Genomic DNA, 20,281 nt, shown 5'->3' with positions numbered 1-20,281 from the left:
TCTTAGCCCTCATCCAGGATTGCCGGGACCTTGAAGCGGCCTTCGTACGCGTCGGGGGCGCCGGAGAGTGCCTGCTCGGCCGTGAACGTGTGGCCCACAACGTCGTCGCGGAACACGTTCGTCAGCGGGATCGGGTGGGACGTGGCCGGGACGTCGTCACCGGCGGCTTCGCTGACGGATTTCACCGAATCGACGATGACGGCCAGTTCGCCGGCCATCCTGTCCAGCTCTTCAGCACTCATCTCGATGTGCGCGAGACGCGCGAGATGCGCGACGTCGTCGCGGTTGATCGCAGCCATGGATCTCCCCTGCAGGTTCGGATTATTTTCCGTCCCAGTCTACGTGGGTTGAACTGCTGTTACTGCCCGACTGATACTGCCCGACGGCGTCTGCCCGCAGGGGTGCTTCCCGCCGAGGTGAGACTTCGCGCCGATGTTTTGCCGCGCAAACATCGGCGCGAACTCTCACCTCGGCGGATTGTCAGCCGGCGCCGACGGCGTCTGCCTGGCCAACAAGCAACGCGGGGTCACTTGCGGCCCATCCGGATCGCCGGGATGGGCCGTAGGTGACCCCGCGTTGTGGTCAGGTGGTGATGTCCCCGTGCTTGCGGAAGGCGTTGCGGCGGGCGTGCTCGTGGACCCGGCTGAGGACGTCGATCTGCGAGCGGGCCTCGTCGCCAAGCGCCGCGAACCTGGCCGGATCGAGACCAAGATCGGGTGCCAGTTCTTCGAGGGTCTGCCAGCCGCCGAGCTTGCCCAGGATCGCGGCGCGCATCAGTTCGGCTTCCAGCACCATGGTCATAGGGGAACGGCTCACTATGCGGCCGTTGAGTTTGAGCCGTCCGGCGCGTTCGACGAGCCACGCCGCCGCCTGGCGGTGCGGACGCTGGCGCACACCAAGGTCATGGATCAGCCCGCGGAGTATGTCCTGTTCCCGGCCAATGTCCGCGCTCAGCTCCGCGAGTTCCTTGGCCACCGGGGTATCGGAGAAGGCCTCGGCCATCCGTCCGATCCGGGAAACGCCGGCGGTGGCACCGGTCAGGTGGTCCGACAGATAGAGACCAAGGAGCTTCTCGTCGATCGAATCGGGGATGTGCGGTGCCATGAATCCTCCAGCTGTACTCGTGCCGTTCCCAGCGTGCGTCAGGAATTGTGCCCTGATCGCCAACCCTACCCGGAGCTGCGTCCACTGGCCGGGATCACAGCTCGCCGGCGGACGACGGCGGCTCGCACCGGTTCCGACTCCACGGCAGTCGACGAAGTCCGTTCAGCGGAGCGGAGTCCAGCCAAATGGCAGCAGGCCCTGGCCCGCGGCACGCTCGTGATCCTCGGCTGCCGACCACCCTTGCGCTTCGTCAACGCACCGGAATCCTCCCCGCGCAACCCGGAATCCAACATCGTCGAGACGAGTCCCTGGTGCTCCTCCCCGGCGGGCGGATGCGCGCACGCTCCATGAGGGATCGGCGAATCCGCCACCGCGGAAGACCCTGTAGTCGTTGTAGCGGGCCGGGTCCAAAAGGTTCCAGCACCACTCCCAGACGTTTCCGAGGGTGTCGAAGAGTCCAAGCTCGTTGGGGAGTTTCAATCCGACCGGTTGAGGCGACGACACACGGTCGTGGCTCGTCCAGGCCACTTCCGGGAGCGGACCGTAGTGCGGTGTGCTGGACCCTGCCCGGCAGGCAAACTCCCATTCGGCTTCGGTCGGTAACCGGAAGCCCTCCGCGCAGACAATCCACCGCACATCGTTGCCGTGCACAACGTAGGACGGGGCGAGTCCGTAGGATTTCGATGCAGCATTGCAGAGCTCAATGGCATCAATCCAGCTCACACTGACAGCGGGATGCTGCGGCCCGGCTCCCGGCTTTCCACCGGACAGCGCGCCAAGCTGGTGTGCCGTGACCGGAAACTTTCCGATCTCGAAGGGCTGAAGTTCTACTGCCCACCGGCGCTTCCGGCGCGCGTCATGCAGCGATACGACTCCCCCCGGGACACTCACCATTTCCATCCGCGCCACGCATCCAGTATGACGGGGCCTGTCTGCAGCAGCGGCCGGACTAAAGCTCCTGGCGGTAGACGAGCAGCCTGATGTCCGTGTCCGGGACCACCCAGTCGCGCTCGGGGGCGCGTTGGAAGCCGGTCTTTTGGTAGAGGCCGTGGGCGCTTTCCCAGGTCACGCCGGTGGTCAGGGCCACAGCGTGGATACCGGGCAGCGACCTCGCGTGCTCCAGGATGGCATGGACCATGGCCTTGCCGGCTCCGCTGCGCTGGACGGCCGGATCCACCACGAGCATGCGGAATTCAAGCTCATCGCCGTAGGCAATGTCCGCGTAGGGTTCGCCGGCGACGGCGAGCGTCACGGACGCGACAATCGTCCCGGCGCGTTCCGCCACCCAGATAGTGGCATTCGCGGCCCGCTTGGGCACTTCCTGGATCTGGCGCATATAGGGGTGGTCGGCGCTCTCAAAGTAGCCCGCGGCCAGGTAGGCGTCCCGGGTGATGCGGGCGACGGCGTCGTAGTCGGCCGGGACGGCAGGGCGAATGATGATCTGAGGATGCACCTGTCCATGCTACGGGCGGGTGCGTCGGGCAACACACCTACGGGTCGTTTCCGTGAAAAAACTATCAGTTCGGCCCGCCTCTGAGTCTCACGCTCAGCGCCTCAGCACCTCACAGCGGGAACTTGCCGGCGAGTTCCAGCGTCCCGGCGCAGGTCCAGGCTGCGAGCCGCTCCTCGTCGGAGGGCCCGCCGTCGAGCACGCTGGTGAACCGGGGACGGCGCACCCAGCAGCCGGCCTCCTCCGCGATCAGGGCGCCGGCGGCGAAGTCGTGCTCGTTGAGGCCCCGTTCGCCGTAGGCATCATGGGTTCCATCGGCCACCAGGCAGAGGTCCAGCGCCGCGGAGCCAAGCCGGCGGACATCCGCGAAGCCCGCCATGATGCTGCCCAGCCCGGCGGCCTGTTCGGCCCGGACCGCCGGGTCGTAGCTGAACCCGGTCGCCAGGATCTGGCCGGCCCGCCCCGCGTCCGGGCCGAACAACTGCGTCAGACGGCCTTTTTCTTCAAGCCAGGCGCCGTGGCCGCGGGACGCGTAGTAGGTCCGGCCCAGCGCTGGGGCGTTGACGACGCCGGCCAGCCAGGCGCCGTCGGGATCCGCCACGGCCACGGAGGTGCCGTAGTAGAGAATGTTGCGGCTGAAATTGGTGGTGCCGTCGAGCGGGTCGATGGACCAGCGGTAGCCGCTGGGTGACGCCGGGAGGATGGTGCCGCCTTCCTCCCCGGTTACGGTGTCGAACGGCCGCGCCGCGGTGATGACGTGGCGCACTGCGGTTTCCGCGGCGAGGTCGAAGGCGGTCACCCAGTCACCCGCGTCGCCCTTGTTGCTGACGTCCAGCCCGGCCGCGTTCCTGCCGGCCAGCACGGCCGCCCCGGCCGCCGCCGCCGTCTGCGCCAGTTCCAGCAGCGCGGCCAGATCCGGCCCGGCTCCGGCGTCCAGCGGTTCGGTGGGGTGGGCGCTCATTCGGTCACCACATCCTGGTGGTCTTCATCGGCATGCTTAGGAGCGCCCTCCCCGTCGCCGTTCTCAGCGTCCGCAGCCGCCGGTTCCGCAGCCGCCGGTTCCGCAGCCGCCCCCGGACCGCCGTCGGGCCCGTCGGCGAGAAGTGCGCGGAAGCCGTCTTCATCCAGCACGGGAACGCCGAGCTGTTCGGCCTTGTCCAGCTTGGTGCCCGCGTTCTCACCGGCCACCACATAGCTGGTGTTCTTCGAGACAGAGCCGGCCGCCTTGCCTCCCCGGATCAGGATGGCCTCTTTCGCCTCGTCCCGGCTGAAGCCCTCGAGGCTTCCGGTGACCACTATGGTCAGCCCTGCCAGGGTGCGCGGCATGGACTCGTCCCGCTCGTCCTCCATCCGGACGCCGTCGGACGCCCAGCTGTCGACGATCTCGCGGTGCCAGTCCTCGGCGAACCATTCGGTCAGGGCCGCGGCGATCACCGGGCCGACGCCGTCGACGTTGGCGAGCTCCTCTTCCGATGCCTTCCGGATCGCATCCATGGACCCCAACGCGGTCGCGAGGGCGCGGGAGGCCCGCGGGCCGACGTGCCGGATGGACAAAGCCACGAGGACGCGCCAAAGCGGCTGGCTCTTGGCCTTTTCCAGTTCCCGGAAGAGCTTGTCCGTGGTGGCCGTCGGCTTGGACGGGATCTTGGCGGTGCCCTTGCTGTAGAAGTACGGCACCAGTTCGAACTCTCCGGTTGCCACGCCCTTGGAGCGCTTTTCCCGCCGGATCCGGACCTCAGCGAGGTCAGCGGCGGTGAGCCGGAACAGATTCGCCTCGGTGGTGAGCGGCCCGACGTCGGGCTCCGCCGGCTGGGTCAGGGCGATGGCCGCCTCCCAGCCGAGCGCCTCGATGTCGAAGGCGCCGCGGCCGGCGAGGTGAAACACGCGTTCGCGCAACTGAGCCGGGCACGAGCGGGAGTTGGGGCAGCGGATGTCCACGTCCCCCTCCTTCGCCGGCGCCAGGGGCGTGCCGCAGGCGGGGCACACGGTGGGCATCACGAAGTCGCGGACGGGCGGATCCTGGGCGTCCCGGAGGGCCAGGACCGGGCCCACGATCTCCGGGATGACGTCCCCGGCCTTGCGCAGCACCACGATGTCGCCGATTTTCACGCCCTTGGCCTTGACGACTTCCTGGTTGTGCAGGGTGGCCATTTCCACCGTGGAGCCGGCCACCTTGACCGGTTCCATCAAGGCGTACGGGGTCACGCGGCCGGTGCGGCCCACATTGACCGAGATGTCCAGCAGCTTGGTATGGACTTCCTCCGGCGCATACTTGTACGCGACGGCCCAGCGCGGCACCCGGGAGGTGTAGCCGAGGGCCCGCTGGGTGGCGAAGTGGTCCACCTTGACCACGATGCCGTCGATCTCGTGGCTGAGGCTGTGCCGTTTGTCGCCGTAGCGGGTGATGAATTCCAGCACGTCTTTGAGGGTGGGCAGGACCTCGAAGTAGGGGCTGGTGGGCAGGCCCCACTCGGCGAGCTGGCGGTAGGTGTCCGACTGGCTCGCCGTTTCGAGGCCTTCGCGCGCGCCGATGCCGTGCACGTACATCCGCAGCGGCCGTTTGGCGGTCTCTGCCGGGTCCTTCTGGCGCAGCGAGCCGGCGGCGGCGTTGCGCGGGTTGGCGAGCGGCGCCTTGCCGGCCTCGATCAGGGCCTCGTTGAATGCGGCGAAATCCTTGGAGGGGATAAAGACCTCGCCGCGGACCTCCATCTCGGCCGGGAAGCCGTCGCCGTTGAGCTGCTGCGGGATTTCCTTGATGGTGAGGACGTTGTGGGTGATGTCCTCCCCCGTGGTGCCGTCGCCGCGGGTGGCGGCGCGGATCAGTACGCCGTCGCGGTAGAGCAGGTTGACGGCCAGGCCGTCGATCTTGAGCTCGGTCAGCCACGCCGGCGTCCCGTTGCCGAGCTTGGTGATGTTGGCTTCCGCCTTGGCGATCCAGGCCTCCAGCTCTTCGAGTGAGAAGACGTCCTCAAGGCTGTACATACGTTGCAGATGTTCGACGGCGGCAAAGGCGGCGGACACTTCGCCGCCCACCTCCTGCGTGGGTGAATCGTTGGCCACGAGTTCCGGGTGCAGGGCCTCGATCGTTTCCAGCCGCCGGTAGAGTTCGTCGAACTCGGGGTCGGAAATGATCGGCGCGTCGTCCTGGTAGTACGCGAAGCGGTGCTTGCGGACCTGTTCAACCAGGTTTTCGTACTCTTCGCGGATGTCCTCGGACGGGGTCGGTGTTTCGGTGCCTGCTGCAGTCTTCCCTGTGCTCACAGACCTATCCTGCCTTAGATCACCGACATTGTCCGGTCAGGATTGTGGGCCGGGGCGCCGGCGTTAAACAGCCTTGGCCCGGACGCTTCGTGCGTCCGGGCCAAGGCAGTGATCTCCGACTAGCGGGAGGCGCTTTCCTGCTCGGTGGCGTTGCGGCTGGCCTGCTTGCCGGCCTCCTGCAGCGCCTGCGAGACCTTCGCCAGCGAGGCAACGTGCTGGCCGTTCCATTCGCTGCGGAACTTGTCGGCGTCCGGCCCCTTCCAGTCGGTGCCCTCAAGCACCTTGGTCAGCATCGACTTCTGCTTGTCGATCTCCGACGAACCCGCCTGCAGCTTCGTCCCAAGAGTCTTGAGCTGAGCAATGTCTGCACCCCAAATAGCCATTCGAAAATCTCCTTCAGCACTTGAAACGGACCCGATCCAGATCGGTGTCCCCCAGTGGCTCCCGGCTGTTCCGGAAGATCCATTGCCTAGAACCTACCCTGCGCCGCGAAAAACTGTCGATGGGCACCCCTCCCCATCCCGCCCCCGGACTGCGAGGATGGTCGCGTCCAGGGGCGCGATCGCCGGGCCCAGGGAGATGCCCCGCGCCGGGGGCAGCGGATGGACATAGTGCCATTATGCCCGGTCGCGGGTGCGAAGAATGGGCATGTCCCCCTGGGCTGGACACCGGCCCAAAGGGACATGCCCCGCGCCCGGACCAGCGGATGGACACAGTGTCATTGTGCCCGGTCGCGGGTGCGAAGAATGAGCATGTCCCGCTGGCCAGGACACTGGCGCGAAAACGTCCAGGCTCCGTCTGACCCCCGACGAACTAGCAAAATGACCACTAGCTCCCGGTGAGCTCCGCATACAGCTTCCGGACCCGGGCCTTGATGTCGTCCCGGACCAGGCGCATGCGTTCCAACCCTTCGATGCCGCGCTCGGAGGGCTCATCCGTATCCCAGACCTCCAGCCGCTTGCCCTCGGGGGGTTCGACTTTCGCCTCATTGCCCAGAACGATGACGACGTCGATCTCGTCCAGTACTTCGGCGGTGACGTGTTTGGGGTGCTCGCCGGTGATGTCGATGCCGAGTTCTGCCAGTGCGTCTACGGACTGGGGATTCAGCGACTGGCCGGGTTTGGTCCCGGCAGAGTGCACCGTGACCGTCCCGTTTGCGAGCTGGTTCATGAGCCCGGCGGCGAGCTGGGACTTCCCGCCGTTCTTGCTGCAGACGAACAGGACGCTGGGCTTTTTCGTGGTCTGGGTCATGCGTGTGATTCTTCCTTGTCTGCGTCGGGGGTGGTGAGCAGTGATGCTGCCAGTGCCTTGACCCGGTCGTGGATCTCATCGCGGATGATCCGCACGGCCGCAACGGGCAGCCCGGCCGGGTCTGCAAGCTCCCAGTCTTCGTAGCGTTTGCCAGGGTAGATCGGGCAGGAGTCGCCGCAACCCATCGTGATCACCACATCGGAGGCGCGCACGACATCGTCGGTGAGGGGTTTGGGATAGTCCTTGGTCAGGTCCAGGCCCATTTCGGACATCGCGGCGACGACGGCGGGGTCCAGTTCGGCGGCCGGCAGGGATCCGGCGGACCGGACGCGGATCCTGCCCTTGGCCTCTACGGTGAGTAGGGCTGCGGCCATCTGGGACCGGCCAGCGTTCTGCACGCAGACGAACAGCACCTCCGGGACGTCGCTGGTGACTGCGCCCTTGGATTTCGCCAAAGCGTTGAGCCGGTCGTTGGCGAAGTGTTCGGTGGTGGAGGGCAGGTACGCTTTGATCTTCGCGGTCCGGGCCGAGGCGGTGTAGGACTCGAAGACGTAGCGTTCGACCGTTTCTGCGGCGAACACGCCGGCGAACCGGTCGGACAGGCGCGCGCTGGTCCGGTGCAGGAGTTCGGTGTTGTCCTGCAGGCCCAGGCCGTGTTCGTGGTGGTCAGTCATGTCAGCTCTCCAGTGTGATCAGTGGACGCAAGCAGGGGAAGACGGTCAGTTTTCGCCGGAACGGCCGTGGGCAAGGCCGGTGGGGAATCCGACGAGGACAGGTTCGGGTGCTCCGCAGCAGCCGCCGGAGGCTTCCGCGACAAATCCAGCGGGTACGGCGGCGGGGACGTCGCAGCTGGAGCCGATGTCGGAGGAGCAGACGCCGGTTTCGGGGAGTTCGAGCTGGACGGTGTCGGCAGCTTCCCGGTCTCCGGCCAGGGCGGCCGCGACGGAGCGGACCTGTTCGTAGCCGGTGGCGAGCAGGAAGGTCGGGGCCCGGCCGTAGGACTTCATGCCGACGATGTAGAAGTCCTGCTCCGGGTGGGCCAGCATCCGGGCGCCGTGGGGTTCGACGGTGCCGCAGGAGTGGAATTCGGGGTCGATCAGCGGGCCGAGCTCCCGCGGGGCCTCGACGCCGGGGTCCAGTTCGAGCCGGAGTTCCCGGAGGATGTCCAGGTCGGGGCGGAACCCGGTGGCCGGAACCACGACGTCGGCTTCGAGGGTACGGCCGTCGCTTGCGGTCAGCGTGACGGAGCCGCCGTCTGCGGTTATGCCGGCGATCCCGAAGCCGGTGTGAAGTTCGACGGCGCCTGATTCGACGAGGCTGCGGAGACGGCTGCCGAGCTGGCCGCGGGCGGCCAACCCGTCGGCGTCACCGCCGCCGTAGACCTTGGCGGCGGATGCGCCGCGGATGGCCCACACGATCTTTGTCCCGGGCACCTGCGCTGCGAGCTCGGAGAGGTTGAGCAGGGTGTTGGCGGCGGAGTGGCCGGCGCCGACCACGAGCGCCGTGCGGCCCTCGAACGTCCTGCGGTCTCGGCCCAGGACGTCCGGCAGCGGTGAGGTAATCCGTTCAGCGGCGGCGGCTTCGCCGAGGGCGGGGAGTCCGGAGGCTCCGAGCGGGTTGCGGGTGGACCAGGTGCCTGAGGCGTCGATGACGCCGGCAGCTTGGTAGTCGCGGACTTCGCCGTCGGTGTGTTCGACCCGGACCACAAAGGGTGTGGTGTCGCGGTTGCGGCTGTGGGTTTTGTCCATGCCCTGCCGGGTCACTGCGACGACGCGGGCGCCGGTGTGCAGGCGGGACGCGATCGAGGGGAGCGCGGCGAGTGGGGTGAGGTACTGGTCGATGAGTTCGCCGCCGGTGGGCAGCGCCGTCGGCTCAGTTGATTCCCAGCCGGTGGCGGCGAGCAGGCGGACGGCGGCGGCATCGGTGTTGTACTGCCACGGGGAGAACAACCGGATATGGCGCCACTGCTCGATGGCCGCGGCCGCGGTGGTGCCGGCTTCGAGGATCAGCGGCTCGATGCCGCGTTCGATCAGGTGCGCTGCGGCGGCGAGGCCGACGGGGCCGGCGCCGATGATGGCAACGCGGAGGTTCTTCGCTGAATCCATGGTGTCCTCTGTTTCATCCGTAGGTTTGACGGTTCTGTTGGGAGGCACCTGCCGGTCCTTGGTGGGACCGGCAGGCGGGAGGGTGTTAGCAGCAGTCCTGATCGTCGTCGCAGCAACCGGAGTCACTGCAGCATCCTGTCTTCATTCAGCTCACCCCCTCTCCGTTTGGGGTCAGGCGTGGGTGGGCTCTTCAACCAGTGCCGTGGCGATGCTGTCCGCGTCCTCTAACGCGGCGAGGTAGCGTTCGGCGTCGAGGGCGGCGGCGCAGCCGGTGCCGGCTGCGGTGATGGCCTGGCGGTAGCGGTGGTCCACGGCGTCCCCGCACGCGAAGACCCCGCTGAGGTTGGTGACGGTCGTGGGTGAATCCACTTTGATGTAGCCCTCGGCGTCGAGGTCGACCTGGCCGGTGAGCAGTTCGGTGCGCGGGAGGTGGCCGATCGCGACGAAGATGCCGGTGGCGGCCTGTTCGCGGGTTTCGCCGGTGCGGGTGTCGGTCAGGGTGACGCCGGTGACCTTGGCGTCCCCGTGGATGGCGGTGATGGCGGAGTTCCAGGCGAAGCGGATCTTGGGGTTGTCCTTGGCGCGCTGGGCCATGATCCGGGAGGCGCGGAGCTCGCCCTTGCGGACCACGACGGTGACGGACTTGCCGAACCTGGTTAGGAAGGTGGCCTCCTCCATGGCCGAGTCTCCGCCGCCGACGACGATGATGTCCTGTTCGCGGAAGAAGAACCCGTCGCAGGTGGCGCACCAGGAGACGCCGTGGCCGCTGAACTTCTTCTCCTCCGGCAGGCCGAGTTCCTTGTAGGCGGAGCCGGTGGCGAGGATGACCGCGGGTGCTTCGTGGGTGGTGCCGGCTCCGGTGACGACGCGCTTGAGGTGGCCGGTCAGCGTCACTTCGGTGACGTCGTCGAACACCACCCGGGCGCCGAATTTCTCGGCCTGGGCCTGGAGCCCGTCCATGAGTTCGGGGCCCTGGATGCCGGCGGGGAAGCCGGGGAAGTTTTCCACCTCGGTGGTGTTCATCAGGGCGCCTCCGGCGGTGACCGCTCCGGCGATGACGAGCGGCTCCAGGCCGGCCCGGGCGGCGTAGATCGCGGCGGTGTAGCCGGCGGGGCCGGACCCGATGATGATCAGCTGGTCAGTGTTTCCGGTGTCGGCGTTTCCGGTGTCGGCGCTCATGGTCCTGCTCCTATTTGGCGGCGGGGGTGAGGGAGGCGATCAGGTCCTCGATGCGGGACCTGATGTCGTCTCGGATGGGGCGGACGGACTCGACGCCCTGGCCGGCCGGGTCTTCGAGTTCCCAGTCCTCGTAGCGCTTGCCCGGGAAGATCGGGCAGGTGTCCCCGCAGCCCATGGTGATCACGACGTCGGATTCCTTGACGGCCTCGGTGGTGAGGACTTTGGGGATCTCGGCGGACATGTCGATGCCGAGTTCGGCCATGGCCGCGACGGCGGCCGGGTTGACCGTGTCGGCGGGCTGGGACCCGGCGGAGCGGACCTCGATCCGGCCCTGGGACAGGGTGGTGAGGAAGGCGGCAGCCATCTGCGACCGTCCCGCATTGTGGACGCAGACGAACAGGACGGAGGGCTTCCGGGCGGTTTCGGTGCTCAAGGGGTTCTCCTGGGATCAGTTAGGTGTTGCATGGTCTGGTTGAGGTCTCTGTGCCCGTTCCGCGCCGCTCCATAGACATTGACGATGGTCGATACAGAGAGTATCGGGCAATAGATTGATGGTTGTCAATATTAGTGCAGTCGGCGTGGGTTCAGACGGCGAGAACGCGCGGTGCGAGGTGGTTGATGCGGTGGGCAATGTCGGAGAAGGCATGCTCGAAGGCCTCTGCGGTGCCCAGACGCAGAGGATCCGGCACCGACCAGTGCACGCCGACCAGTCCGGCCAGCTCCTCATGGGCGTTGTCGCACACCGTCACCATCAGGTCCCCCTCCACCGCCGCATGGTCCAGCTGGCGGGGAGGAATATCGGCGAGCTTCAGTCCGTGACGACGGGCGACCTCGATGGCCCCCCGGGCAATGTGGTCAGCGGGATGCGTTCCCGCCGACCCCGACGGGATGTCGCTGATCTGCTGCCAGAGGGCGGCGGCCAGCTGCGAGCGTGCACTGTTTCGCGTGCAGACGAACATGACGCGGCGTGCCCCGCGGCCGGCCCCGGGCACCAGCCCGTCCAGGGCGCCGGCAGCAAGCCGGAGGTAGCTCCGGCGCCTGTCGGCCTCGGAGCGGTGGCGGGTTGCCAGCCCGGCCGCTTCGAGCACGCGCAAGTGGTGGGACAGCAGATTCGACGGCATCCCCAGCTCTGCCTGCAGCTCTGTCGGGGAGAAATCCCCCAGGGTGAGCAGATCAACGATGCGCAGGCGCGCAGGGTCGGCGAGGGCCGCGTGCCTGGCCACCCGCACCCGAAAGCCGGCCAATGTCTCAGTATCCATTGTTTCAATTTTGACTGAGTCAATCCTTTCCGTCAAGCTGTTTCCATGACCTCCAACCAGCCGCCGCTATGGCGCCGTGCCATCGCTGAACTGCTCGGCACCAGTTTGCTCGTGACCATCGTCGTCGGCTCCGGGATCGCCGCCCAGCAGCTCTCCCCCGGTGACATCGGCCTGCAGCTTCTGCAGAACAGCATCGCCACGATGCTGGGCCTGACGGTGCTGATCCTGATGCTCGGGCCCGTGAGCGGCGCGCATTTCAACCCTGCGGTTTCCCTCGCCGATTGGATCCTGGGTCGACGCAGCGGCACCGGACCGACCCTCCCGGAGCTGGGCACCTATGTTGCAGCCCAGACAGTGGGGGCGGTCAGCGGCAGCGTGCTCGCAAATGCCATGTTTGAAGTGGGCACGTCCATCTCTGCGAAAGAGCGCGCAACCACGGGCCATCTGCTGGGTGAAGTGGTCGCGACCGCCGGGCTCGTCCTGCTGATTTTCGCGCTGGCTGCCACCTCCCGCGGCGCCTTAGCCGCACCGGCGGTGGGCGCATATATCGGGGCCGCTTACTGGTTCACGTCCTCGACGTCGTTCGCGAACCCGGCCGTGACCGTCGGCCGCATCTTTAGTGACACCTTCGCCGGCATCGCACCAGCTTCGGTTCCCGGCTTTGTCATAGCGCAGCTCGTCGGCGCGGCAATAGGCCTGGGCCTCCTCCTCATCCTGTTCCCCGCCGCGGCCCGCACCGCGGACAAGATCGTTCTCCCACGCAGGTCTGAAACAGCCGGCCCATAGCGGGGCGCTCCCGATCCAGGCCCCGTGGCTGGCAATATTGATGATTGTCAATATCGGGGCATAATGGGTACATGAACTCGCTGCCCACGCTCACGCCGGCTACGGATGAATCCTGCCGGACCCCGGCAGGAATGCCAGTCCTGGGCGCTGAGGAGGCGAAGCAGAAAGCCTTGGTCTTCAAGGCGCTTGCCGACCCCAACAGATTGCGCCTGCTTTCCATTGTCAAGGGCGCCGAAGCCGGGGAGGCCTGCGTCTGCGACCTCACCGAACCGCTGGATCTGGGGCAGCCCACCGTGTCGCACCACCTCAAGATCCTGGTCGACGCCGGCCTGCTGCACCGCGAAAAGCGCGGCACCTGGGCGTACTACTCCCTTGTCCCCGGCGCAATTGAGCAGACAGCCGGCCTTCTGGCGTCCCTGTAGGTCACAGGGCGGCGGGGCTGTGGTTCAGCGTTAGGCAGGCTGGCAGCTGAGGGCGGTCAGGGCCGACAACTTCCCTTCACCGATGGGCTCTTCGGGCAGCAGCGGGATGAGGGCAACCCGGTCCGTCAGGGTGTGCACCTTGGCGATCTGTTCCATTTCGCTCGCGGCGCGGGCCCGCAGGAACGGCGTCTGCGGGTGTGCGGCGGCGATCGAGTTGTTGATAACCCAGGCCCACGGGTGGATCCCGGCCCTTTCCAAGTCACTCTTCAACTCTTCGGCTTCAAGCACGGGTGTCGTTTCGGCAAGCGTGACGAGAAGAACCTTGGTCTGCGCCGGATCCTGAAGCCGCATCAGCGGCGTCACGAACCCCATGGTGTCGCCCACCTGGCGGGAGATCTCGCCGTGGTAGGAACCCGTGGCATCCAGGAGCAGCAGCGTGTGTCCGGTCGGTGCCGTGTCCATCACCACGAAGTGGCGGCGCGATTCCTGGACCACCCTGGAGAACTGCCGGAACACAGCCACCTCCTCCGTGCACGGGGACATGAGGTCCTCGGCGAGGGCCGCGCGTCCGTCATCGTCCAGACTCCGGCCCCTGGTTTCCATCACATGGCGTCGGTATTCCTGGATGGCCGCTTCCGGATCGATGCGTGAAACCGTCAGGCCGGGGATGGAACCGTGGAGTGTTTCGGTGAGGTGCGCTGCCGGATCGGTCGTGGTGAGGTGGACCGCATGCCCGCGTTTGGCCAGTGCGACCGCGATGGCGGCAGCAACGGTGGTCTTCCCCACCCCGCCCTTGCCCATGCACATCACCAGGCCGTGACCGTCGAGCTCCACTTCGTCCACCAGGACAGCCAGCGGAGCGTCCTCCACTTCGGTGGCCAGCGCCGCATCATCAGTGATACCGGCGCCGGACGTGGCCGCGAACAGGGACTCAAGCGCCGGGATGCCGACCATATTGCCCGGCTTCAGCTCCAGAACATCGCGGGGTAGGGCGGCGACCGCGGCGGGGATGGCAGCGATGGCCGCAGCTTCCCTGGCCCGGAGGGCCTGCGCCAGCTCCTCTTCACCGGCGGCTTCAGGCAGGACGCCGTTGACGACGACGTAACCGCCCCCGATGCCGATCTGGTTGAGTTCGAAATAGGTCCGCTCAATCTCACTCAGTGACGATGTCTGCGCACGGCTGACCAGCACGAGGCGTGTACGGGCCGGGTCCGTGAGGGCCTGGACTGCCCTGGCGTATACCTGCTTGTGCTTCTCAAGTCCTGACATGGGGCCCAGGCAGGACGGGTCTCCCTTGCCTGCCGCCAGAAAATCGGTCCACGAGCCGGGCAGCTGCAGCAGGCGGATCGTGTGACCCGTCGGGGCGGTATCGAAGACGACGTGGTCATACTCCCCGTAGGCGGTCCGGTCGGTGAGCAGGTTGGTGAACTCGTCGAAGGAGGCGATCTCCGTGGTGCAGGAACCCGAGAGGCTCTCGGCGATGCCGGCCAGTTCCGTCTCGGGCAGGAGTCCCCGGACGGGTCCGATGATCCGTTCCCGGTAGGCCTCGGCTGCCTGCTCCGGGTCAATTTCCAGGGCAGAGAGGCCCGGAACATCATGGATGGCAGTGACGGTGTTCCGGATAGTCAGTCCGAAAACCTGCCCGACATTGGATGCGGGGTCGGTGCTGACCAGCAGGACCTTCCTGCCGGTCTTGGCCAGGGTAAGCGCTGTTGCACACGCTACGGAGGTCTTGCCCACCCCGCCCTTGCCGGTGAAGAACAGGAACCGGGGCGCGTTTTGGAGAAACTTCACGCCGGACCTAGCAGCAGCTCGTTGAGCCGCCGCAGCAGCCGCCGGACTTTTCACTCACGCCGAGTTCCGGTCGGGACTGCGGTTCGACGCCGGCTCCGCCCAATCCGGCCAACCCCAGCAACTCTCCCCGGCTCGGGTAGGTCCCAGTGGCGACCGTGACGCCGTCGACGATGGTGAGCGGGAGGCCCTTGGATCCGACCAGGTGCATAAATCCACGGACCGTCCCGTCATCCGCGAAGGCGGTCGGTTCGCTGGCGAGGTTGTAACGGGCAATGTCGGCACCGAGGCCCTGGAGGTAACGCACATCCGCGGTCACATCCACCAGGGACTGGTCCACGTCGGGACCGCAAACACCGGTATCACAGCAGAGGGCGGATTCGTAGATTCGGATAGCAGGCATGTGGTTCTCCTTGGATTGCGGTTCCCATCAGTGTATCGACAATCATCGATACATATAAGGGGTGCCGGGAGTGACGTCGGCGACCCGTTCCGCTTAGTTCCGGTTCCCGGGAGGCAGGGCGATCTGCAGCTTGCGGACCTTGCCGCGGCCCACGATGTAGCCGCGGCCGGGGATGAACTCGGTGCTGATCCGGCCCAGCGGGGTGCTGAGCAGGCTGTCGCCGTCGATGTCGCCGGGGTTGAGCAGCAGCCCGCGGCGGCCGGACTTGAACGGCTGGCCAAGGGACCAGGCCGAGGACCAGGTGGACGTCTCGGATTCGCCCACCACCCACTGCTCGGCCTTGATGGAGGCCGTGACGAGCCGCTCGATCCCGGACTCCGCGCCGGTGTCAGTGAACTCGGTCAGGCCCTCGATGAAGATCGCCAGCTTGCCCGGCGTCCCGGTCGAGTAGTCCACCAGTTCGTCGATCGCTTCCTCGACGTCGTCCGCGCCCACCACGGAACGGTCCCAGATCTTCAGCGCCGCCGCGGCGGAACGCCGGGAACCGACATAGATCAGTTCGACGCCGGGGTTGGACCGCCGCAGTGCGTACGCCAGGGTCACCAGCGCCACGGTGCGGCCCGAGCCCGGCGGACCGGCGAGCAGGAGCGGGCCCTTGGCCAGGATCTCGGCCGGCTGGAGGGTCTCGTCGTCGACGCCGATCACCGGCAGGTCCGGGCTGCCCGCGGGCAGGATGTCGAGGTCGATCTGGTCCGGCAGGCGTTCGATCTGCGGGGCGCGTTCCACGCCCTGGCGCAGCATGGCCTCGCTGAGCTTGTGCACCTCGCGGGCCTGCACGGCCAGGTTGGAGTTGCCGCCGAGGACCGCGAGCTGCACCTCGAGGTTGCCCAGCAGGCCGCGGCCCGGAGGCGAGGCCGCCCCCAGGACGTCCTTGGGCACGTCCATCGACAGGTAGTCGTCCTCGGAGGAGAGCCGGAGCACCAGCCGGCGCTGGATCGAGGCCAGCAGCGAGGCCGGCACCGAGTTGGGCCGGTCCCCGCTGACCACGAGGTGGATGCCGAGCGGCCGGCCGTCGGTGGCGAGCTGCAGGAAGATGTCCCAGAGCGCCGAGAGCCTGCTGTATTCGTAGGCTTCGCGGAAGGCGGACATGCCGTCCACCAGCACAAAGATCCGCTTCTCCGCCGGCCGGTCCGCCAGCGTGCGGTACTCCACGATGGTGGACGCGCGGACTTCCGAATACCGTGCCGACCGGTCGTCGGCGAGCTCGCGCAGCCAGCGCAGCAGCCGGCCCACGCGTTCGACGTCGTCGCCGCTGATGATCTCGCCGACGTGCGGGAGCTCGTCGAGCATCTTCAGCCCCGCGGAACCGCAGTCGATGCCGTAAACGTTGACCGGGCCGCCGCGGGGGGTGACCGCGGCGGCGATGGCGATCCCGCGCAGGGCCGCGGACTTGCCCGAGCCGCCGGTGCCGTAAACGGCCATGTTGCCGTCCCGGTCCGGTTCGTAAAACACCGTGGGCTGGTCCTGGTGCGCCGGGTCGTCCGCCACACCGAGCAGGAGCCGCTCATCGGTGCGGGGGTTCGGCAGCCGGGAGAAGTCGTAGCTCGTGGCCAGTTCGTCCAGCCAGGGTTTGCGCGGCGGCTCGATCGAGAGCACGTCGGCGGCCTTGATGATGTTGGCCGTCATCCGGGCGATGTCGTTGGGTCCGGCCGGTTCTTCCTTGACCGGGGTCCCGGAAGCCGGGGCGGCCCAGGCGGGACCGGAGCCGAACGCCATCTCGACGATCTCGATCTGCGGCCGCTGCGGCTTCTCTGTGGTCCAGCCGCCGGCGTAGCCGGTCTGGAAGCCCTGGATCCGGCCGGGGCCGGTCTTCGCCGCGCCCCGGCCGGGGATGGACGGGTCGAAGTAGGCTGCGGTGGGCACACCCAGGATGTCGACCGCGTCGTCCTCATCGGCCATCCGCAGCGCCACGCGGAGGTTGGTGTTGGCGCGCAGGCTTTCCTTGATCACGCCGGCCGGGCGCTGGGTGGCCAGGATCAGGTGCAGGCCCAGGGATCGTCCGCGGGCGGCGACGTCCACCACGCCGTCGACGAACTCGGGAACCTCGGTGGCCAGGGCGGCGAACTCGTCCACAATGATGACCAGGTACGGCGGCGCGTCGGGGTCCGCCTCGCGCTGGAGTTCCAGCAGGTCCTTGGCCTTCTTCCGGTTGAGCAGCCGCTCCCGGTAGTGCAGCTCGGCCCGGAGCGAGGTCAGGGCGCGGCGGACAAGGTGCTGGGAGAGATCGGTGACCAGGCCCACGGTATGCGGCAGCTGCAGGCAGTCGGCGAACGCGGCGCCGCCCTTGTAGTCCACATACAGGAAGCTGACCCGGTCCGGGCTGTAGGCCGCGGCCATTCCCATCACCCAGGACTGCAGGAACTCGGACTTGCCGGCGCCGGTGGTGCCGCCGACGAGGGCGTGCGGGCCCTCGTTCTTCAGGTCGAGGTAGAGCGGTTCGATGCCCTTGGATCCGACCAGGGCCCGGAGCGTGCCGTTGTCCTTGCGGTTGGGCACGGCGGAGGCGCGGACCGAGTTGTTTTCGGTCCAGCGCTCCGCCACGGCGGCCGGGTTGTCCAGGAAGTCCTTGCCGATCAAAGTCGCATAGGAGACGGCGCGGGGCAGGTCCGAGTCGTCCTCCAGCGGCTTGCCGACGTCGATCACCGGCGAGAGCATCCGGGCCAGCTGGGCGGCGAGTCCGGCGTCGAGGCTTTCGCAGCTCACGGGGAAGGTGTGCCGGCCGAGCCGTACCTGCCCGGTGGTGGTGCCGTGTTCGCCGTCGACCGCCATGAAGTCCCGGCACGCGGCGGGAAGCTGCTGGACGGCGCTGGCCACCCACATGACGTGCACGCCGGAGTCCGGGCCGCGCTCCAGCATCCGGGTAAGCCGGCCGCGGTCCACCGGCGCGTCGTCCTCGACGATCACCACGACGGTGGGCAGCAGCGGCGCCGACACCTCGGCGGAGAGCGGGTCGACGCCGGGCCGCAGCGCCGGGCGCGGCCCCTGGGCGGCCGCCTCGCGCGTCTCGATCAGGTCCTCGAGCCGGGACAGCAGGGCGGAACCGCCCGCGGGACCCGCCGCGAGGTGGTCGCCGGCCAGCGGGCTGTGGCCGGAGCCGACGTGCGGAAGCCATTGCAGCCACCCCCAGCGTTCCCTGGACTGCGCCGAGGTGATGGCGGTCAGGACCACTTCCGCCGGCGAGTGCAGCCCCACAAGCTGCAGGATCATGCCGCGCGCCACATCGTCCACCAGGCCGCGGGATCCGGCCAGCCCGAAGGAACCGGCCGAGCGCAGCTGCGAAACAACCGGCACGCCCTCGACGTCCCGGAACTGCGCCATACACTCCTGGATTTCCTGCATGTACTGGGCTTCGGTGTCGTTGCTGTTCGGCTCCTCGAACAGGATCCGCGAGGGCGACGTGCCGAGGCCGAACCGCAGGCCCAGGAAGCCGGTGTGTTCGGGCCGGTGCGTCCAGAGCAGCGGTCCCAGCTGGTAGATCGAGTCCACGGTGTCGCTGACCGAGGGCGCTTCCTGCAGCCGGACCGAGCGTTCCACGTTCTGCAGCCGGGTGATGTCCTGCCGGAACGCGGCCATCGACTCGCGGAACTGCTTGAGCTGTATTTTGGTCTCCCGTTTGGTCTGCAGCAACTGGTCCACGTAGTGCCCCACGATGAACAACGGCATCATCATCATGAACACCACGGAGAGCACGTTCTGGGTGACGGCGAACAGGATGCCGCCCATCATCAGCGGCGCGAGCAGCATGATGTACGGGAAGGCGTGCGGGTCCTGGCGCTTCGGCCCGGCCGGCAGCATGCGTTTCTGCGGCTCGAAGCGCGGCACCACGCGGGGCGAGCGGTTGAAGTCGATCAGCGGGGAGCTCGGGGCGGAACTGTGCCCGGTGCCGAGCGAGACCACGGAGACAGTGGTGTCGCCGAGGGTCACGGTGTCCGAGGAGTTCAGCGTGGCACGGGTCACGGGGAGCCCGTCCATCAGCAGGCCATTGGCCGAATTCGTGTCCACGATCTCCACCGTCTCGCCCACCGTGATGCGGGCGTGCCGCTTGGAGGTGAGCGGATCCGTCAGCCGGAGGTCGACGTCGCGGTCCCGGCCGATGTAGCTGGTGCCCGACGGCAGCGAGAATTCACGCCCGACGTCGGGACCGGAGAGCACCCGCAGCGTCGCCGCCGCGGGACCCCGGTTTGCCCCGGGCGTCCCGAACTGCTCACTCACCTGGGTCAGGGACACGATGGACCCCGGGCGCAGCCCGGATTCGAGCAGGTTGTCGCTGCGGTCCAGAACACTGCCCTTCATGCCGCCGGCGGCGAAGGCCTCCTCGATGCTGAGGGACAGGGTGGACGGCGGCGGGGTCCCCCGCCGTGCCGGGTCCGCGGCCCAGAGCTGGGTGGCGATGTCCGCCACTGTGGCGAGCCCGTCGACGGTGACGGCAAGGTCTTTGGCGGCGGCCGGGTCGCGGCGCAGCGTCAGTCGGATTCTCACGCGTCGTCGGTTCCGTTCAGTTTGTCAGTGCTGTGCTTTACAGTGTTGTGCTTTTCAAGCAGGTGCAGGTCAGCGGCCGTCACAAGGTGTGAGGTGACGGCATGTTCCACGAGCCGTGCGCGGCGGTTGGTGGCGAGTTTCCCGCCGCCGCCCCGCAGGCCGGCGACGCCTACCTTGTCCAGCTTGTCGCACACGTTGTCCAGCTTTCTGTTGAACCGGGTCAGCGCCCAGCCCAGTGTCCTGGCGGCATCCGAGGACGAGGGGATGGCGCTGAAACCGGTCCCGTCGCGGCGCAGCATCGGTTCGGCGAGGGCCACAATCAGGGCTTTCTGCGAGTCGGTGAAGATGACCGGGCCAATGGTGGTATCCCCGCCACTGTCCTCGTCGCGGGCTTCCTGCCGGAACGCGGGCGTCTTCAGGTGCACGGCGAACTCGTAGGTGGTGGGGCCGGCGGTGAAGATGACGTTGGTGTGGCTGAAGACCAGCGGGATCCGGGCGCCGGGCGAGAGCCAGGCCTGCATCCCGCCGGAGGCATCGGCGATGGTCGCGCAGAGCATGCTGCCAACGTTGCTGAGCCACCAGATACCGTCGTACCGCGCGATCTGCAGGAACTGCCGGTGCAGGTACGGGTTGTCATCCACCTCGAGGTCGCCTTCGCGGCCGATGCTGAAAACGTCCCCGTCCGAGGGCTCATGCCACTCGCCACAGAAATCTATTGCCAGATCCCCCAT

Annotated in this window: 19 protein-coding genes; 2 read left to right on the top strand and 17 right to left on the bottom strand. The window is 67.6% G+C overall.

Annotated elements, in window-relative coordinates; all coding sequences use genetic code 11:
• Positions 1 to 2 precede the first annotated feature (2 nt).
• From gatC to AC50X6_RS11260, 13 genes are all read right to left on the bottom strand, one after another.
• Positions 3 to 299, bottom strand: a complete 297-nt coding sequence (gene gatC / locus AC50X6_RS11320; protein ID WP_494966309.1) for an Asp-tRNA(Asn)/Glu-tRNA(Gln) amidotransferase subunit GatC — start codon at positions 297 to 299, stop codon at positions 3 to 5.
• Between the two features lie 283 nt (positions 300 to 582).
• On the bottom strand, positions 583 to 1,104 hold the full coding sequence (locus tag AC50X6_RS11315; RefSeq protein WP_494966308.1) for a hypothetical protein: 522 nt from the start codon (positions 1,102 to 1,104) through the stop codon (positions 583 to 585).
• 162 nt (positions 1,105 to 1,266) lie between these two features.
• Positions 1,267 to 1,998, bottom strand: a complete 732-nt coding sequence (locus tag AC50X6_RS11310) for a formylglycine-generating enzyme family protein (protein ID WP_494966374.1) — start codon at positions 1,996 to 1,998, stop codon at positions 1,267 to 1,269.
• Between the two features lie 55 nt (positions 1,999 to 2,053).
• A complete protein-coding gene (locus AC50X6_RS11305; protein ID WP_494966307.1) occupies positions 2,054 to 2,557 on the bottom strand; it encodes a GNAT family N-acetyltransferase in 504 nt (167 codons plus the stop codon).
• A gap of 109 nt (positions 2,558 to 2,666) precedes the next feature.
• Entirely contained in the window at positions 2,667 to 3,515 is an 849-nt protein-coding gene (locus tag AC50X6_RS11300; RefSeq protein ID WP_494966306.1) for an inositol monophosphatase family protein, read from the bottom strand.
• The gene (gene ligA, locus AC50X6_RS11295; protein WP_494966305.1) at positions 3,512 to 5,815 is read right to left on the bottom strand and encodes an NAD-dependent DNA ligase LigA; all 2,304 of its coding nucleotides are present in this window, start codon (positions 5,813 to 5,815) and stop codon (positions 3,512 to 3,514) included. The genes AC50X6_RS11300 and ligA overlap by 4 nt, the downstream gene beginning before the upstream one ends.
• Positions 5,816 to 5,934: 119 nt before the next feature.
• The gene (locus tag AC50X6_RS11290; protein ID WP_494966304.1) at positions 5,935 to 6,198 is read right to left on the bottom strand and encodes a hypothetical protein; all 264 of its coding nucleotides are present in this window, start codon (positions 6,196 to 6,198) and stop codon (positions 5,935 to 5,937) included.
• Between the two features lie 445 nt (positions 6,199 to 6,643).
• Complete coding sequence (locus AC50X6_RS11285; RefSeq protein ID WP_494966303.1) at positions 6,644 to 7,066, bottom strand: arsenate-mycothiol transferase ArsC; 423 nt, start codon at positions 7,064 to 7,066, stop codon at positions 6,644 to 6,646.
• Positions 7,063 to 7,740: an arsenate reductase ArsC gene (locus AC50X6_RS11280; protein WP_494966302.1), complete on the bottom strand. Its 678-nt coding sequence runs from the start codon at positions 7,738 to 7,740 to the stop codon at positions 7,063 to 7,065. The genes AC50X6_RS11285 and AC50X6_RS11280 overlap by 4 nt, the downstream gene beginning before the upstream one ends.
• 45 nt (positions 7,741 to 7,785) lie before the next feature.
• Complete coding sequence (locus tag AC50X6_RS11275; protein WP_494966373.1) at positions 7,786 to 9,171, bottom strand: NAD(P)-binding domain-containing protein; 1,386 nt, start codon at positions 9,169 to 9,171, stop codon at positions 7,786 to 7,788.
• Positions 9,172 to 9,342: 171 nt separating this feature from the next.
• Positions 9,343 to 10,350 carry a thioredoxin-disulfide reductase gene (trxB, locus tag AC50X6_RS11270; RefSeq protein WP_494966301.1) on the bottom strand — a complete coding sequence of 336 codons (1,008 nt, stop codon included), beginning with the start codon at positions 10,348 to 10,350 and terminating at the stop codon, positions 9,343 to 9,345.
• A 10-nt stretch (positions 10,351 to 10,360) separates the two neighbouring features.
• Positions 10,361 to 10,783 carry an arsenate reductase ArsC gene (locus tag AC50X6_RS11265; RefSeq protein WP_494966300.1) on the bottom strand — a complete coding sequence of 141 codons (423 nt, stop codon included), beginning with the start codon at positions 10,781 to 10,783 and terminating at the stop codon, positions 10,361 to 10,363.
• A 151-nt stretch (positions 10,784 to 10,934) separates the two neighbouring features.
• Positions 10,935 to 11,609, bottom strand: a complete 675-nt coding sequence (locus AC50X6_RS11260) for an arsenate reductase/protein-tyrosine-phosphatase family protein (RefSeq protein ID WP_494966299.1) — start codon at positions 11,607 to 11,609, stop codon at positions 10,935 to 10,937.
• A gap of 45 nt (positions 11,610 to 11,654) precedes the next feature.
• Here AC50X6_RS11260 and AC50X6_RS11255 point away from each other — a divergent pair, with 45 nt between their 5' ends.
• Both AC50X6_RS11255 and AC50X6_RS11250 read left to right on the top strand, forming a co-directional pair.
• Positions 11,655 to 12,395, top strand: coding sequence for an aquaporin (locus tag AC50X6_RS11255; protein ID WP_494966298.1), 741 nt, complete (start codon positions 11,655 to 11,657; stop codon positions 12,393 to 12,395).
• 71 nt (positions 12,396 to 12,466) lie between these two features.
• Complete coding sequence (locus AC50X6_RS11250) at positions 12,467 to 12,817, top strand: ArsR/SmtB family transcription factor (protein ID WP_494966297.1); 351 nt, start codon at positions 12,467 to 12,469, stop codon at positions 12,815 to 12,817.
• A 30-nt stretch (positions 12,818 to 12,847) separates the two neighbouring features.
• Here AC50X6_RS11250 and arsA read toward each other — a convergent pair whose 3' ends face one another.
• The 4 genes from arsA to AC50X6_RS11230 all read right to left on the bottom strand — a co-directional run bounded on the left by arsA (position 12,848) and on the right by AC50X6_RS11230 (position 20,281).
• On the bottom strand, positions 12,848 to 14,611 hold the full coding sequence (gene arsA, locus AC50X6_RS11245) for an arsenical pump-driving ATPase (protein WP_494966296.1): 1,764 nt from the start codon (positions 14,609 to 14,611) through the stop codon (positions 12,848 to 12,850).
• Positions 14,612 to 14,618: 7 nt separating this feature from the next.
• Positions 14,619 to 15,011 (bottom strand): arsenite efflux transporter metallochaperone ArsD, encoded by a 393-nt coding sequence (gene arsD / locus AC50X6_RS11240; RefSeq protein ID WP_494966295.1) that lies wholly within the window; start codon positions 15,009 to 15,011, stop codon positions 14,619 to 14,621.
• A gap of 93 nt (positions 15,012 to 15,104) precedes the next feature.
• Positions 15,105 to 19,550: a type VII secretion EssC family protein gene (locus tag AC50X6_RS11235; RefSeq protein ID WP_494966294.1), complete on the bottom strand. Its 4,446-nt coding sequence runs from the start codon at positions 19,548 to 19,550 to the stop codon at positions 15,105 to 15,107.
• On the bottom strand, positions 19,547 to 20,281 hold the full coding sequence (locus AC50X6_RS11230; RefSeq protein WP_494966293.1) for an FHA domain-containing protein: 735 nt from the start codon (positions 20,279 to 20,281) through the stop codon (positions 19,547 to 19,549). Before AC50X6_RS11230 ends, AC50X6_RS11235 begins: the two co-directional genes overlap by 4 nt.

Source organism: Pseudarthrobacter sp. HLT1-7, assembly GCF_059383435.1.
Note: the sequence above shows the minus strand (reverse complement) of the source record. Positions and strands in the feature narration are given on the sequence as shown.

Bases quoted from the DNA above. Each gene is read 5' to 3' on its own strand.
- gatC (WP_494966309.1), bottom strand. From the start codon at position 299: ATGGCTGCGATCAACCGCGACGACGTCGCGCATCTCGCGCGTCTCGCG.
- AC50X6_RS11315 (WP_494966308.1), bottom strand. From the start codon at position 1,104: ATGGCACCGCACATCCCCGATTCGATCGACGAGAAGCTCCTTGGTCTC.
- AC50X6_RS11310 (WP_494966374.1), bottom strand. From the start codon at position 1,998: ATGGTGAGTGTCCCGGGGGGAGTCGTATCGCTGCATGACGCGCGCCGG.
- AC50X6_RS11300 (WP_494966306.1), bottom strand. From the start codon at position 3,515: ATGAGCGCCCACCCCACCGAACCGCTGGACGCCGGAGCCGGGCCGGAT.
- AC50X6_RS11290 (WP_494966304.1), bottom strand. From the start codon at position 6,198: ATGGCTATTTGGGGTGCAGACATTGCTCAGCTCAAGACTCTTGGGACG.
- AC50X6_RS11285 (WP_494966303.1), bottom strand. From the start codon at position 7,066: ATGACCCAGACCACGAAAAAGCCCAGCGTCCTGTTCGTCTGCAGCAAG.
- AC50X6_RS11280 (WP_494966302.1), bottom strand. From the start codon at position 7,740: ATGACTGACCACCACGAACACGGCCTGGGCCTGCAGGACAACACCGAA.
- AC50X6_RS11275 (WP_494966373.1), bottom strand. From the start codon at position 9,171: ATGGATTCAGCGAAGAACCTCCGCGTTGCCATCATCGGCGCCGGCCCC.
- trxB (WP_494966301.1), bottom strand. From the start codon at position 10,350: ATGAGCGCCGACACCGGAAACGCCGACACCGGAAACACTGACCAGCTG.
- AC50X6_RS11260 (WP_494966299.1), bottom strand. From the start codon at position 11,609: ATGGATACTGAGACATTGGCCGGCTTTCGGGTGCGGGTGGCCAGGCAC.
- AC50X6_RS11255 (WP_494966298.1), top strand. From the start codon at position 11,655: ATGACCTCCAACCAGCCGCCGCTATGGCGCCGTGCCATCGCTGAACTG.
- AC50X6_RS11250 (WP_494966297.1), top strand. From the start codon at position 12,467: ATGAACTCGCTGCCCACGCTCACGCCGGCTACGGATGAATCCTGCCGG.
- arsD (WP_494966295.1), bottom strand. From the start codon at position 15,011: ATGCCTGCTATCCGAATCTACGAATCCGCCCTCTGCTGTGATACCGGT.
- AC50X6_RS11230 (WP_494966293.1), bottom strand. From the start codon at position 20,281: ATGGGGGATCTGGCAATAGATTTCTGTGGCGAGTGGCATGAGCCCTCG.